15 protein-coding genes and 1 other annotated feature (1 of these 16 running past the window's edge) are annotated in these 14,909 nt (G+C 38.8%); of the genes, 4 read left to right on the top strand and 11 right to left on the bottom strand.

Annotated features, from left to right (window positions below):
- Positions 1 to 620 precede the first annotated feature (620 nt).
- Together BN1068_RS15660 and uvrA are read right to left on the bottom strand one after the other, a co-directional pair.
- Positions 621 to 1,748: an ATP-binding cassette domain-containing protein gene (locus BN1068_RS15660; protein ID WP_139344871.1), complete on the bottom strand. Its 1,128-nt coding sequence runs from the start codon at positions 1,746 to 1,748 to the stop codon at positions 621 to 623.
- Between the two features lie 416 nt (positions 1,749 to 2,164).
- Positions 2,165 to 4,621, bottom strand: coding sequence for an excinuclease ABC subunit UvrA (gene uvrA / locus BN1068_RS15665; protein ID WP_077603758.1), 2,457 nt, complete (start codon positions 4,619 to 4,621; stop codon positions 2,165 to 2,167).
- A gap of 259 nt (positions 4,622 to 4,880) precedes the next feature.
- Here uvrA and BN1068_RS15670 point away from each other — a divergent pair, with 259 nt between their 5' ends.
- Positions 4,881 to 5,588, top strand: a complete 708-nt coding sequence (locus tag BN1068_RS15670) for a MerR family transcriptional regulator (protein ID WP_077603759.1) — start codon at positions 4,881 to 4,883, stop codon at positions 5,586 to 5,588.
- Positions 5,589 to 5,762: 174 nt separating this feature from the next.
- Here the strand turns inward: BN1068_RS15670 and BN1068_RS15675 are convergent, their stop codons facing one another.
- From BN1068_RS15675 to BN1068_RS15685, 3 genes are read right to left on the bottom strand one after another with little or no spacing between them, the layout of a single operon-like run.
- A complete protein-coding gene (locus BN1068_RS15675; protein ID WP_077603760.1) occupies positions 5,763 to 5,990 on the bottom strand; it encodes a helix-turn-helix domain-containing protein in 228 nt (75 codons plus the stop codon).
- Between the two features lie 11 nt (positions 5,991 to 6,001).
- Complete coding sequence (locus tag BN1068_RS15680) at positions 6,002 to 6,484, bottom strand: DUF2975 domain-containing protein (protein WP_077603761.1); 483 nt, start codon at positions 6,482 to 6,484, stop codon at positions 6,002 to 6,004.
- A gap of 35 nt (positions 6,485 to 6,519) precedes the next feature.
- A complete protein-coding gene (locus BN1068_RS15685; RefSeq protein ID WP_077603762.1) occupies positions 6,520 to 7,329 on the bottom strand; it encodes a DUF817 domain-containing protein in 810 nt (269 codons plus the stop codon).
- 308 nt (positions 7,330 to 7,637) lie between these two features.
- On the opposite strand from BN1068_RS15685, the gene BN1068_RS15690 reads away from it, so the two are divergent.
- Positions 7,638 to 8,741: a 5-methyltetrahydropteroyltriglutamate--homocysteine S-methyltransferase gene (locus BN1068_RS15690; RefSeq protein ID WP_077603763.1), complete on the top strand. Its 1,104-nt coding sequence runs from the start codon at positions 7,638 to 7,640 to the stop codon at positions 8,739 to 8,741.
- A gap of 117 nt (positions 8,742 to 8,858) precedes the next feature.
- Here the strand turns inward: BN1068_RS15690 and BN1068_RS15695 are convergent, their stop codons facing one another.
- From BN1068_RS15695 to BN1068_RS15710, 4 genes are all read right to left on the bottom strand, one after another.
- Entirely contained in the window at positions 8,859 to 9,374 is a 516-nt protein-coding gene (locus BN1068_RS15695) for a methylated-DNA--[protein]-cysteine S-methyltransferase (RefSeq protein ID WP_139344850.1), read from the bottom strand.
- Positions 9,364 to 9,939 carry a bifunctional transcriptional activator/DNA repair enzyme AdaA gene (locus BN1068_RS15700; RefSeq protein ID WP_077603765.1) on the bottom strand — a complete coding sequence of 192 codons (576 nt, stop codon included), beginning with the start codon at positions 9,937 to 9,939 and terminating at the stop codon, positions 9,364 to 9,366. Before BN1068_RS15700 ends, BN1068_RS15695 begins: the two co-directional genes overlap by 11 nt.
- Before the next feature lie 83 nt (positions 9,940 to 10,022).
- A complete protein-coding gene (locus BN1068_RS15705; RefSeq protein ID WP_077603766.1) occupies positions 10,023 to 10,439 on the bottom strand; it encodes a DUF5367 family protein in 417 nt (138 codons plus the stop codon).
- Complete coding sequence (locus BN1068_RS15710; RefSeq protein WP_077603767.1) at positions 10,436 to 11,023, bottom strand: TetR/AcrR family transcriptional regulator; 588 nt, start codon at positions 11,021 to 11,023, stop codon at positions 10,436 to 10,438. The genes BN1068_RS15705 and BN1068_RS15710 overlap by 4 nt, the downstream gene beginning before the upstream one ends.
- Positions 11,024 to 11,164: 141 nt before the next feature.
- Between BN1068_RS15710 and BN1068_RS23725 the strand changes: the two genes are divergently transcribed.
- On the top strand, positions 11,165 to 11,338 hold the full coding sequence (locus tag BN1068_RS23725) for a hypothetical protein (protein ID WP_175637168.1): 174 nt from the start codon (positions 11,165 to 11,167) through the stop codon (positions 11,336 to 11,338).
- Positions 11,339 to 11,520: 182 nt separating this feature from the next.
- Here the strand turns inward: BN1068_RS23725 and BN1068_RS15715 are convergent, their stop codons facing one another.
- The gene (locus BN1068_RS15715; protein ID WP_077603768.1) at positions 11,521 to 12,483 is read right to left on the bottom strand and encodes an NAD(P)-dependent oxidoreductase; all 963 of its coding nucleotides are present in this window, start codon (positions 12,481 to 12,483) and stop codon (positions 11,521 to 11,523) included.
- Between the two features lie 344 nt (positions 12,484 to 12,827).
- On the opposite strand from BN1068_RS15715, the gene BN1068_RS15720 reads away from it, so the two are divergent.
- Positions 12,828 to 13,019 carry a DUF7832 domain-containing protein gene (locus BN1068_RS15720; protein WP_077603769.1) on the top strand — a complete coding sequence of 64 codons (192 nt, stop codon included), beginning with the start codon at positions 12,828 to 12,830 and terminating at the stop codon, positions 13,017 to 13,019.
- A gap of 122 nt (positions 13,020 to 13,141) precedes the next feature.
- Here BN1068_RS15720 and BN1068_RS15725 read toward each other — a convergent pair whose 3' ends face one another.
- The gene (locus tag BN1068_RS15725; RefSeq protein WP_077603770.1) at positions 13,142 to 14,827 is read right to left on the bottom strand and encodes a 2-isopropylmalate synthase; all 1,686 of its coding nucleotides are present in this window, start codon (positions 14,825 to 14,827) and stop codon (positions 13,142 to 13,144) included.
- Positions 14,828 to 14,891: 64 nt separating this feature from the next.
- Positions 14,892 to 14,909, bottom strand: a binding site (T-box leader) (it continues 246 nt past the right edge of the window).

Genomic DNA, 14,909 nt, shown 5'->3' on the forward strand with positions numbered 1-14,909 from the left:
ACCTCTAAATCAGGANAGTTAGGCCTCTGCAGCGAATGAAAGAAGTCAAATCCTAATGGAGTTGGATGAAATCATCGCTTTTTGCTTAATGAAAAGATTATTTTAATGTTTCAAATGGTTGCTTTGGCAATTTAAATGATGACCCAGCATGGATAGTAAATATCGGGAATAGCTTTCATGGACAGAAAGACATCGTGACAGAATATTTTACCTTGAGTAAGGAAAAAATTTTATCTGATCTAACTTCTATTTAGTCAGCAATTTCAACCTGTATAGAACATCCTGCTAGCGGAGGCGGACCGTTTTGACTCCTGAGGGATTAGCACCATCTGAAGATCCACTTTTGCCAAGTGCTCTTCTTGGCAAAAGTTAGCTGAAGAGCGTGCCCCTAGGAAAGCAAAACGGTCCGCCGCAGCGGTGGCCATACACGTTAGCTAGCGTTTATGCTTTGTCAAGAGATAGATGGAAGGAACGGTCAACACATGTCTCAATGATAAGCAAGTTATTTTTTTAGGTGCGAAAGTTGAGTAAAGTCAATTTATTATGCAACGTCTTTGCAAGCTAAAAAGCCATCCTTTTTATAAGAATGACCTTTTAGTTTAAAAGATATAAAATTCAATTTATAAATACTGTCCCGTAAAAGAATCTTTATTTCCCCTAATCATTTCCGGCGTTCCTTCAGCTATTATCTGTCCCCCTTTTGCCCCGCCTTCAGGACCTAAATCAACTACCCAGTCTGCAGCTTCGATAACCTGGCTGTTATGCTCCACCATAATTACCGTATTTCCTGCATCTACTAATCTGTTTAGCAGCTTCAAAAGTTGGATTGTATCATTTGGATGTAAACCAGTGGTTGGTTCATCCAGTAAGTAAAGAGAAGTCTTTTTCCCCTGCTTCATTAACTCTTTCGCAAGCTTTAGCCTCTGTCCTTCTCCGCCTGACAGAGTAGTCAAGGATTGTCCCATTTTCAGATAACCTAAACCTATTTCTGTCAGAAGCCTTAAAATAGCTTGTATCTTTTTCTCACCTTCAAAGATAGAGAGGCACTCATGCACGGAGCATTCCAAAATATCGTTAATGGAATAGCCCTGATATTTTACTGCTAATACGTCCTGTTTAAATCTTCTTCCCTGACATTCCGGGCACACAACCTCTAAATCAGGAAAAAAGAGCATATTTGTGGTTACATAGCCAAGCCCCTGGCAATTTTCACAGCGGCCGCCTGCCGTATTAAAAGAGAAATGCTTGGCAGTCAGTTTCTTTTCCTTTGCTTCAGGTAATTTAGCAAAAAGCGTACGAATTGGTGTAAATAAATCAATATACGTCGCTGTATTTGACCGCTTCATTCTGCTGAGCGGTGACTGGCCGACAATAATCATCTGGTCAAAGGTATCCATGCCTGTTATCTTTTCAAAGCCTTCATGGATTGTCTCATTTGCTTTTGCCAGTACTTCAAATAACAGTGATGATTTACCCGATCCCGAAACACCTGTTACTGCTGTTAAACAGGCTCTAGGAAAGGTTACTGTCACATCCTGAAGATTATTTGCAACAGCATGATGTATCGTAATACCTCTCTCTTCCCCAGTCCGATAATTGGTCTTCCTTGGTTTTACTGTACGTAAATATTGTCCTGTAACTGACTTTTCTTCACCAATTAATTCTTGTAAGGTTCCTTGCCCGACCACAGTTCCTCCAAGCTTTCCTGCTCCCGGACCAATATCAACGATATAATCCGCTTCTTTCATCACATCCACATCATGCTCAATTAATAAAACAGTATTTCCTAAATCACGGAGATGCTTTANCAGCCAGTATAGAACATCCTGCTAGCGGAGGCGGACCGTTTTGACTCCTGAGGGATTAGCACCATCTGAAGATCCACTTTTGCCAAGTGCTCTTCTTGGCAAAAGTTAGCTGAAGAGCGTGCCCCTAGGAAAGCAAAACGGTCCGCCGCAGCGGTGGCCATACACGTTAGCTAGCGTTTATGCTTTGTCAAGAGATAGATGGAAGGAACGGTCAACACATGTCTCAATGATAAGCAAGTTATTTTTTTAGGTGCGAAAGTTGAGTAAAGTCAATTTATTATGCAACGTCTTTGCAAGCTAAAAAGCCATCCTTTTTATAAGAATGACCTTTTAGTTTAAAAGATATAAAATTCAATTTATAAATACTGTCCCGTAAAAGAATCTTTATTTCCCCTAATCATTTCCGGCGTTCCTTCAGCTATTATCTGTCCCCCTTTTGCCCCGCCTTCAGGACCTAAATCAACTACCCAGTCTGCAGCTTCGATAACCTGGCTGTTATGCTCCACCATAATTACCGTATTTCCTGCATCTACTAATCTGTTTAGCAGCTTCAAAAGTTGGATTGTATCATTTGGATGTAAACCAGTGGTTGGTTCATCCAGTAAGTAAAGAGAAGTCTTTTTCCCCTGCTTCATTAACTCTTTCGCAAGCTTTAGCCTCTGTCCTTCTCCGCCTGACAGAGTAGTCAAGGATTGTCCCATTTTCAGATAACCTAAACCTATTTCTGTCAGAAGCCTTAAAATAGCTTGTATCTTTTTCTCACCTTCAAAGATAGAGAGGCACTCATGCACGGAGCATTCCAAAATATCGTTAATGGAATAGCCCTGATATTTTACTGCTAATACGTCCTGTTTAAATCTTCTTCCCTGACATTCCGGGCACACAACCTCTAAATCAGGAAAAAAGAGCATATTTGTGGTTACATAGCCAAGCCCCTGGCAATTTTCACAGCGGCCGCCTGCCGTATTAAAAGAGAAATGCTTGGCAGTCAGTTTCTTTTCCTTTGCTTCAGGTAATTTAGCAAAAAGCGTACGAATTGGTGTAAATAAATCAATATACGTCGCTGTATTTGACCGCTTCATTCTGCTGAGCGGTGACTGGCCGACAATAATCATCTGGTCAAAGGTATCCATGCCTGTTATCTTTTCAAAGCCTTCATGGATTGTCTCATTTGCTTTTGCCAGTACTTCAAATAACAGTGATGATTTACCCGATCCCGAAACACCTGTTACTGCTGTTAAACAGGCTCTAGGAAAGGTTACTGTCACATCCTGAAGATTATTTGCAACAGCATGATGTATCGTAATACCTCTCTCTTCCCCAGTCCGATAATTGGTCTTCCTTGGTTTTACTGTACGTAAATATTGTCCTGTAACTGACTTTTCTTCACCAATTAATTCTTGTAAGGTTCCTTGCCCGACCACAGTTCCTCCAAGCTTTCCTGCTCCCGGACCAATATCAACGATATAATCCGCTTCTTTCATCACATCCACATCATGCTCAATTAATAAAACAGTATTTCCTAAATCACGGAGATGCTTTAAGACACTGATTAGCCCTGCAGTATCCTTAGGATGCAGACCTACTGTCGGCTCGTCCATAATATAAAGTACGCCTGTCAGCGCCGAATCCAGAAGAGCTGACAGCCTTATCCGCTGCGCCTCCCCACCGGATAAAGTAATTACTTGTCTGTCCAGCGTCAAATACCCTAATCCTATTTTAATAATTCGGGAGAGCTTTGTTTTTATATCTTGAATAAACGTTTCGACAAGCTGATAACTTGTTTGCTCCAATGACTCCTCCAGTTTGACTGCCCAGGCAGACATTTCTTCTAAGGAATCCACAACTAATTGCGGTATCGTCCAGCCATCAACAGTAACCGCTCTGCTTACCGCATTTAAACGATCACCATGACAGTCCGGGCAGGTTTGCGAATAAAAATAAGCTTCTGCTTCTGCCGAAGAACCGTCATGCTCTGCATAGCGGCGCCACATGGAGGTCAGAACACCTGGAAATTTTCCTTTCTCTACTGTTTTAGGAGGCTTCACATCTGGAAAAAGCTGCTTCACCTCATCACTTTCTACACCATAGTAAAGAATAGCCTTTTGCTCCTCATTAAAATCCTTGACTGGTACCTTATCTGCATCTGGCAATTTATAATAACGAAATGCTGCTTTTAAAACTGCAATTTGATATTCTCCGTAACGCCCGGCAAAAATATCTACAGCACCATCCTCCAAGGTAAGCTCCTCATGGAAAACAGATGGAAGATGAATATCCACTGTTTTCCCTAGTCCTTTACAGGTTGGACAGGCACCTTCTGTTGTATTATAAGAAAAATGGGTACGAGTCAGCTTTTCCATTTTTTCATTGCAGTTTGGGCAGAAGATATATTCTGTAAAGCTGTCTTCTTCTTTTTCCACCGCTCCTTCATATGTCATTGGATTGATTCTGTACTGACATTGAGGACACGCTCTTTCGCCCAGCTTTTCGAATACCATCCGCAAACTTGTGTACATATCCGTCATCGTTCCCACTGTCGAGCGTGGATTCCGGTTAGTAATATGCTGATTGATACTGATTGCTGGCGACAGACTACTGATCGAATCAACTTTCGGCTTGTTGATTCCCTGCATGCCCATCGATTCTAAATATTGACGCTGACATTCATTAAATAAGGTGTCCAGTGCCAGTGTCGATTTACCAGAGCCTGAGGGACCAGTAACAACAATCAGTTTATTTTTTGGGATAGACACAGAAAGATTCTTAAGGTTATTTTCCCGGGCTCCTTTTACTGTCATCATATTATGCATGTCGATATTCCTCCTCGATAACTTCTGTTTTGCTTATACTTTCTTTCTGCAAGTGCAATGTTCTTTTCATGGTGGCGTGATAAAATAGTGTTTTAATAACCAATTGCATCTTGGTATCCCTCCTTTTAAACATCTATTTCAATCATATAACATTTGTGCAAGTGCAAAGTTTTATGTAAAATGATAAGCTATAATAGCTCTCAAGAAAGAAAACCCGTCACGGGTCTATAAGGTTTTAATTTAATCTTTGGAGGTAATCATGGAGCTGAGGCCAATTGATATTGCAAAAAAACTGGATGTCGGAACAAGCGCACTTAGACATTATGAAGAATGGGGTATTGTACCAAAGGCAATCAGGAAAGCAAATGGCTATCGCGTATACACAGAGATTCACGAGGCCTATTTTCAATGCATCCGGGCCATGTATCCAGGCTTTGGGATGGGAACCGTTCGCAGAGTCATGCCTTTATTACAAGAATATAAGTTTATTGAAGCATTATGGATTGTGAATGAAGTGCAGGCTGAATTATTTGAGAGAAAACAGCAGGCACTGGACGCCGTTACCATCTTAAGCCCTGATAACATACAGGATTTCATGAAAAAACAGCAAAAGAAGTTTTATACAATTGGAGAGGTAGAAGAGGAATTGCATGTCGCTGCAACAACTCTCAGACATTGGGAAAAAGAAGGATTAATCATGCCTGAAAGAAACCCCGAAAATGGCTACCGGTTATACACGCGGGAAGATATGAGAAGAATATTAATTATCAAGACAGTACAGTCCTCTGTTTATTTATTGGATACCGTACGCGATATACTGGATAAAATACAGCATCACAGTTTAACTGATGCCAGAAAAATTGTTATTGATGCGCTGGATTATATGGATTATCAAATTGAACAGCAGTTAAGAGGAGCCTATTACCTTTATAAATTGATTGATTTGTTGAAGGCACAGGACAAATAATATAAAAAGTTACCCTATCTGTATAAAAAAATCTATTGACGATAAGGTAACTTCTTTATTTTTGTTAAACAAATGCCTTATAAGTTTATTTCGTAATTGAAGAGGTCATTAGCTGGCGGATAACCACATTCTCCAAGAAAATTCCCCGTATCGAAACATAAATAACGGGTTTATTTAAGTCACTTCTCCTTCTCCCTCATCCGGGACATACTCTAAAATATCCCCTGGCTGACATTCCAGCGCTTCACAAATCTTTTCCAGCGTTGAAAAACGAATTGCCTTTGCCTTCCCATTTTTTAAGATAGAAAGGTTCGCCATGGTAATACCAACTTTCTCTGTCAATTCTGTCACGCTCATTTTTCGTTTTGCCAGCATCACATCAATATGAATCACTATTGCCATATCATCACCTCTCACACAGTCAAATCATTTTCAGTTTTAATTTCATATGCGCTCTTAAACAGCTTCTGCAAAAGGGAAGCAAATACAGCAACAACAAATGATACAAACATTGGTACCATTCCAATTATAATTGCACCCGGAGCATCATCCTTTTCTGCAAACAGATAAATAAACGGCATGATCAAAATATAAATACCGGTAATGGTTAAAGCACATTGTTTGATCCTTTTCAGAGTAAAAACAGCTTCTTCTGAAAATGTCTGATTCTGATCAATCAGCCTTAATAGCTTTAAGGCCTGGTAAAGTGCCATATAAAATGGAATAGTTGTTAAGAAAACACCAATCATAACCGGATATATTATCCATTTAACCATAGAAGGTCCATCCGAGATATGGTTGACAATTTGTGGAATTAAAATAACTGATAAAGTAAGCATAATTATTCCCATTAAATAAATAACTGTTTTCAAAAATGCAGTCGAGCTTTTTGGCATAAACATCACCTCATTTATAAAATTCTTCTCTCTGATTAGTTTTTACTTCTGATAATTTCTTGATTATTCCCTTCCAGCAGTCCTTCAATTTTTGCCTGTGATTGCTTTAGCATTGCTACAATTAAGAAACTGACAATAACTAATAACAGCCAGGAGCTTACTTTTCCTAAGTGTACCATGCTCCATACTTCTGCCTGGTTTGGATATTCCCATGCCCGGAAATAAGTTGCTATATTCTCCGCAATCCAAATAAAGAAGCCTATCAGAAAAAAGGAAAGAACGATTGGCATACGATAACGTTTATTGCCGACCTTATAGTCCACCCATGCCCTTAAGAATACGATAAGCACTAATGCAGACAGCCACCATCTGATGTCCAGCCAATAGTGATGTGTAAAGAAATTCAAATAAATCGCAGCCGCCAGAGGACCTGCTAAAAAGATGGATGGCCATTTTACCAATCGAACATCTAATCTTCTCCAGGCCTGGCATAAATAGCTGGCTACACTTGCATACATAAATCCGCTATATAATGGTACTCCAAAAAACTTCGTATACGCTTCTTCCGGATAGACCCATGATCCCATATTCACCTTAAAAATTTCTAAAGTCAATCCAATTATATGAAATAATGTGATGACTACAAGTTCTTTTTTTGTTTCCAATCCGGAGGCTATCATAAAAACCTGTGCCATCAGACAAATGATTAATAACAAATCATACCTCGGCAGAAAAGGAATCTCAATAAACTTTGTAATCGCCAAGGATGCAAAAATAATGACTGGAAAGATACAGGATAATGCTTGTTCATAGCCGAATCGGATCAGCTGTTTCATTGCTCTCATTTTTTTCAATCTCCATCTAATAGTTTTATTATCACCATTGATTATAGATAATTATTTATCGAAAATCAATAAAAACATACTATAAAAGAATAAAAAATAAATATCTCCTCTGTAAAACCTGCCTTACTTTATATTTATCGAAATGCAAAATAAGCTGTCCTGAAAGACTTGTTCATTCAATCAGATAGTCTGCTATATTTTAAAACTATATCCAACAATATGTTTTAGCTATTTTACAAACTTTTCGATTTCAACATATAATTAACACTATTACTGTGTGTAAATATGTACTACAAGGAGATATAACTATGCTGGATATAAAATATGATATTGTAGGTTCTTTTTTAAGACCAGAAGAAATTAAAAATGCCCGTGCAAAATATTTCAATGGAGAAATTGAGTTAAAAGCACTGAGAGAAGTGGAGGATCAGGCCATTTCAGATCTAGTGGAAAAAGAAGTGGCACACGGTCTTAAGTTTGTCACAGACGGTGAGTTCAGACGCAGATGGTGGCATCTTGACTGGCTGAAAGAATTTGACGGCTTTACTACAAAGCATTTTGATAAGGTAATGAACGGTGTAACTAATAAAATTGAATTAGGCTATATTGAAGGAAAGATTTTTTATGATAAGAATAAAAGCCATCCGGAAATAGAGGCCTGGGATTATTTACAGAGTCTCGCTGAAAAATACGATGGCGTAGAAGCAAAAAAATCTATCTCCGGACCGAATATGATTCTGGTGGATCATTTTCTTCAGCTGGGCACCAAGGACACACCCTACTACGGCAACGATATTGATCTCGTTATTGAGGACATTGGAACAGCATATCAGGCAGCCATCCAGGATTTATATGATCATGGGTGCCGATATTTACAGATTGATGATACTTCATGGACCTATATGATTGATGATGCGTTCAACGAAAAAGTTACTGCTCTCGGCTACACAAAAGAAGAGGTCCTGGATTGGTTTAGAAGAGCTTCTGCAAAAGCTTTAGAGCAGAAACCGGAAGGAATGACAATTGCAACGCATTTCTGTAAAGGAAACTTTAAAGGAAATCCACTTTTTTCAGGGTTTTATGATTCTGTTGCAGAAGTCATCAGCACGATTCCTTATGACGGTTTCTTCGTTGAATATGATGACGCGCGTTCCGGTTCCTTCGCGCCTTGGAAAGTGCTGAAAGATACAAATGCTACATTTGTGGTCGGCCTTATTTCCACTAAAAACCCGGCACTGGAAGCACATGATGAACTTAAGAAAAGATACCTGGAAGCCAAATCTGTAGTTGGGGACAATATTGCGCTATCTCCACAGTGCGGTTTTGCTTCTGTGGAAGAAGGAAACTCAATTGATGAGGAAATACAGTGGAAAAAAATTGACCTGTTAGTTTCCTGCCAGGATTTCCTCTAAGATCCGGATAATCTTCATACGCAGTGAGATGGAAAAAGCATTAGAAAACTCAGCAATATGATATGCTGGGCTTCTAATGCTTTTTAGTCTCTGTGTTTACTAAAGTGCTCTAAGAACTTAGCTCCGTTCCAGCTCCAGTAACCTTTCCTTCATCGGAATACCTCCACGAAATCCTGTCAGCTTGCCATCTTTGGCAATCACACGATGACATGGAACCAGAATCATCACCGGATTTGCGCCAATTGCAGCACCAACAGCCCTTACTGCTTTCGGTTTCTCTATTTTCTCTGCTATATCCATATAAGAAACGGTTTGACCATAAGGAATATGCTGCAGCGCCTCCCAAACAGATTCCTGAAAAGCAGTCCCTTTTAAATCAATTGGCAAATCAAATTCTTTTCTTTCACCATTTAAATAGGAAATCAACTGCTTTTTGTAAACATTGATTTTCTCTTCATCGTAAACCAGTTGTGCATCTGCTCTTTTCTTATCTGCCCAGGCTTCTATTTCATCTAAATCTTTATCTTGAGACCCGACATAACATAATCCTTTATCTGTTGCTGCAAGATACATAGACCAGTTATTATGCTCTATTTTGCCATAATAAATCATTTCCTTCTGTTTATTTTTCACTGTATACACCCCTTCCATCGTATTCTTTTCTAAATTGACGTGGTGTCTGGTTATTTTTTTCCTTAAATAATGTTATAAAACGGGCTGGATTCGAAATTCCAACAAGCCCTGCTATCTCCTTCACAGCCATATCAGTTTCTATTAAATAGACTTTTGCTTTCTCCATCCGAATGTGCTGTTGATAAGCCAAGGGGGTTACCCCCTTTAACCTTTTAAACACGCGATGCAGGTGATAGGGGCTGCCATGACAAGCTTCTGCGAGATCACTTAATGTAAAAGACAAGGCATAATTTTCTTCAATATACGTTTCCACCTGCTTAACCCATTCTTCATCCGGCAAGCGGTCTCCTCCAGATTTACATCTCTTGCATGGTCTGTAGCCAGCTTGTAAAGCTTCTTCTGCCGTTCTAAAAATCGTTACATTATCGAAGTTAGGCACTCTTGATTTACAAGAAGGACGACAAAAAATTTTAGTAGTTTTCACAGCATAAAAGAATTGGCCGTCATACGTTTTATCATTTTCCATAATTGCCTTCCGCTGCTCTGCAGTTATTTTACTACTCATCGGCAATCACCTCTTCTCTTATTGTACACCTGAAGGATAAGAAAAAAAGATTTATCCAATTAAAAAGCAAGATATGAAAACTTCTATTTCCCTCTGACAGCTTCTTTTTGCCTGACTTTCTGTTGAAACAAAAAGGGAATCACTAAATATAAGGCATAAGCAAAAGACATCCAGGACGAAAAAGCAATAACCTGTGTCTCATTTAAGTTAGGGTATATTATTTGATAGTTTGAAAAAACAAAGCTATCCAATACTAACCCAATCATGGTTCCTACAATTCCAAATCTTATTGCTGCATAATCCTTTTTATCAAATAAAGTATAGAGATAAATAACCAGCGTTAATAAAATGGCTGTTCCAAGTAAAAGCATTGCGGTACTATACATAAATGCATCTGTACCAGGAGTGAAAAGAACATCCTCTCCAAAAATCCGGAAAAATAACGTAGCTGTTATCCAGACTATTACACCCCATACTGCTGTGAACAAATAGGTTTTCATTCTATTGTCTCCTTTTTGCCAAAACTAGTGAGTGCTCCTACAAGATGCTCCAATTCCTGATATACTTTTTCAACTGGAAAATCTTTTTGCAATAAGGCCTGCAGCGCTAATCCATCCACCATGGCATTAAACATAATCCCCCACGTATCCATAGAAACACCTTTGACAGGGGATTCCGGCCATATTTTTAATAAGTTCTCTGATAATGCCTGATTTTCTGCCTGTATTATTTCTGATAACTGATATCTTATTTTGTCATTTTTAAAACTTGCTGCTGTAACCAATATAAATAATTGATGAAAAAAAGAATCATAGGAGCAGCGGCTTTTTGCTGAAGAGATTGCCTGTTTTAATACATAGGTATTGCTTTTCGAAATTTCTTCCCAGCTTGTTTCACAAATATTCTCTACAATGCTTAACAGTAATTGCTCCTTTGTGCGGAAATGGTAATAAATCGTCCCTTGGGTTACTCCAGCAGTGTCTGCTACTGCTCTTAAAGTGAATTTCTCCATCCCCTTTTCGACCAGGCATTGCTTTGCATATTGAATTAATTCCTGTTTACTGACTCCATTTGGCTTAGCCATTTTCCCACCGTCCTTTTAGTTATTCAATTGACTAACTTCAAAATACCATAACTATAAAACGTTTACAAGATAAGAAATCATTTCCGATTTAAAATAACCCCATTTATCAAACTGGAAAATTTAGATGATATTCTAAAAGGAATGGCTTATTCACTAATTGACAGTACCAGTGTGCAAATTAAGAATCTAAGTGATATGAAGGAGCCGGCAGTGCATTCTGTGAAATTAGATGAAGATATAACCGTTGATTGGCTGGAGCATTTTTGCAGATTGAATCATGTGGAAGAGAAAACGGGCCTAAATACAGTTATTTAGCAGTTCTTTTAAATAATGAACCTGCGTTGAAGCTCTATTCCAAAATCGGCTACTCGGAAATTTATAAATATTGGTACAGGATAAAAGAATAAATAAGCTTTAAAAGGGATGACTACGCCTGCAACATGGCATAATCATCCCTTTTTAGAGTGAAGCATATCATTTATTTTTTATATACAGCTTTATTTTCGCTTCATCACATTCTGAGGCTTACCTTCTAAAAATGCCATCGTATTATCAAATGCAACTTGGGCACGAAGCTCCATTGCCTCATCTGTTAAAAATCCTACATGGGGTGTTAAAATAGCATTTTTTGCGTGTAATAGTCTGTAATCGCCTGGAATTGGCGGCTCCATATCGAATACATCGATACCCGCTCCAGCTATCTCTCCATTGTTCAGGGCATCCGCCAGTGCATCATTATCAACGATTGGTCCGCGTGCACAGTTGATTAGGACAGCAGATTCTTTCATTAACTTTATTTTCTCTTTAGAGATCAGACCTTCTGTACTCGGCAATAACGGTACATGTAATGTTACAATATCTGATTGAGATAAAACATCATCTAAATCCATATACTCTACACCCAGCTCCACTGCTTCCGGATTAATGCTGGCTTGATTGGAAGCAACTAATCTTGCTCTAAATGCTTTAAATAAACGGGCAACCTCGATCCCTATTTTTCCTGTACCGATGATACCGACAGTTTTTCCTTTAATTTCATTTCCCTGAAAAGCTCCTGGATAATCAGCGGCACGGACATCGCTATTTCCCTGTGTAATGCCGCGATATAAATCCATTACCAGACCGATGGTTAATTCTGTTACTGCCTGGTTTGCATATCCGGCTGCATTACATACCAGAATATCTTGATTTTTTGCATCTGCAATTCCTACATGATCGACACCTGTAAAGGCAACATTAATTAATTTTAAATTATCATTTTGATCAATTACTTCCGTTGGATACGGATTATTGGCAATCATCACAACATCTGCACCTTCACTGCGTTTTGCCAGCTCCGAGCTGTCTGTTGTTTTTTCATTGTAGTAAACAAATTCATGGCCATCCTGTTTAATTGGCTCTGCTAGTTTCTCAATGAGTGAATCTGGAACATTTAATGGTTCTAATAATTTAACTAACATCTTATCTATCCCTTTCTATTATGCATCTTACTACTATGCCGGCACTTTTTTTCTGTCTTAATCCATTGCTTATCCTAGCTCTTCTGCAGTACTTTATTCTGAATTATAATGAAACATTATAGTTCTACCAAAGAATAAAACTGCTGCTTAGAATAGTAATTATTTCATTATAATGGTAAACGATACTTTATCTCAAGAAATGAACATTTTTGTATCGATTTCATAAGCCCCTTATATCTTTAACAGCTTATACAACCGGGATCTGTATCCATAGATAGTTATTATATGATAAACTCATTAGACGGAAGCTTTGACGCGGAATTCAGACTCTAGGGGGATAGACAATGTATATTGACAGAATGGATTATCACCATGAACCTGCTTACGAACAGTATATGAACAAATTTAAAAAGGACGAGGAAGAGCTGACAGAAGAAGATTCAGATACGGTTGAATATTATGCCGGCAATCATATCGGCTTCTTTCTGAACTGGATTATTCAAAATCATTTTATGGGGAAATTTTCACGATTATAAGCCTTATTTAGATGACGCCTATCAGGACTACAAAGACCAAAAATTACATCCTGATTGAAAAAAGAGCTGTTTTGAGGCATATGCTTCAAAACAGCTCTTTCATTTATAGATTATTTATTATGTTACTTCACGACTTCCTTTTGGCTCGCCGCGAAATCCTTCAGTCTATTCACGGCCACAACTAAAGCATAAACCGATGCCGCTGTAATGTCCTCGTGAATTCCTGCTCCCCAATATATCTCTCCCTGATGGGAAATCCCGATTTGTGCACAGGCTTCAGCAGAGGAATCCTTACCTAAGGAATGCTGCTCATAAACCTCCAATGCATAATCAATATCAAAATAAGCTTTTAAGGCATTGCTGATGGCATCCAGGCTTCCGGCACCTTCTCCATACATTTCAATCTGCTCATTATCTTTTAAAACGGTTAAGGTGACTTCCTGCCCTGTTCCTTTATGGAAATGATAGTCTACCAATTCAAAGTATGGATGATATTCGATATAGTTCTCTCTAAAGACCTGATAGATTTCCGCAGATGAAAGCTCTCTGCTTGTTTCATCAGATACTTTTTTCGTTGCATAGCCCATTGCTTCATTCATTTTATACGGCAGCTTGATTCCAAAATTCGTTTCAAGCATATAACCGATGCCGCCTTTTCCAGACTGACTGTTAATCCGGATAACATCTGTTTGATAGTTTCTTCCAATATCCTGAGGATCAACCGGAATATATGGTACATCCCACTTTTCTGTACCCGTTTCCTGGCGATATTTCATCCCTTTGGAAATCGCATCCTGATGTGAGCCGGAGAAGGCTGTAAAAACAAGATCACCTGAATATGGATGCCTTTCATGAACTTCTGTCCTGGTTAACTGCTCATACTTTTCGCGAATTGCATTCATCTGACTGAAATCCAATTCAGGATCGAATCCTTGAGAATACATATTCATTGCCAAGGTAATCAAATCCACATTTCCTGTTCGCTCACCAATACCAAATAGAGTACCCTCTACTCGTTCTGCGCCGGCCAAGACACCGAATTCCGCATCACTTACGCCGCTTCCACGGTCATTATGTGGATGAATAGATAAAGTAACACCATCACGGTATGACAGGTTTTTATGAATGTACTCGATTTGACTGGCGAAAATATGCGGCATCGCAATTTCAACAGTTGTTGGAATATTAATGATTGCTTTATGATCAGGTGTCGGCTTCCAAATATCCAGCACACTGTTGCAAATATCCAGCGCATATTCTACCTCTGTTCCAGGAAAGCTTTCCGGGCTATATTGGAAATAAAAATTCCCTTCTGTCTGCTCAGCCAGCTCTTTTACTAAAATGGCTCCATTAACTGCAATTTGTTTAATTTCTTCCTGTGATTTTCTGAATACCTGTCTGCGCTGTGCTTCTGAAGTTGAATTATATAAATGGACAATAGCTCTCGGCGCTCCCTCAATTGCTTCAAAGGTCCGGCGGATAATATGCTCCCTCGCCTGTGTAATTACCATAATTGTTACATCATCCGGTATCATATTATCTTCAATCAATGTCCGAAGCAGCTTAAATTCCGTTTCTGAAGCCGCTGGAAAAGCAACTTCGATTTCTTTAAATCCAATATCTACTAACAGCTGAAACATCGCCAGCTTTTCTTCTAAATTCATTGGAATCGGCAATGCCTGATTTCCATCTCTTAAGTCCACGCTGCACCATGTCGGAGCTTTCTCTATCGTTTCCTTCTTCACCCAGTCATAAGATAATGTCGGTGGCATAAAATATTGCTTTCCATATTTTTGATGATTAAACATGATACATTCCTCCTCAGATTAAATTAAAAATAAAAAAGCCTTTCCTCTCCAGCAATTTTCTATGCTAGGAGACGAAAGACTT

This window comes from Oceanobacillus sojae, from assembly GCF_900162665.1.
In the GTDB taxonomy this organism is placed as follows: domain Bacteria; phylum Bacillota; class Bacilli; order Bacillales; family Amphibacillaceae; genus Oceanobacillus; species Oceanobacillus sojae_A.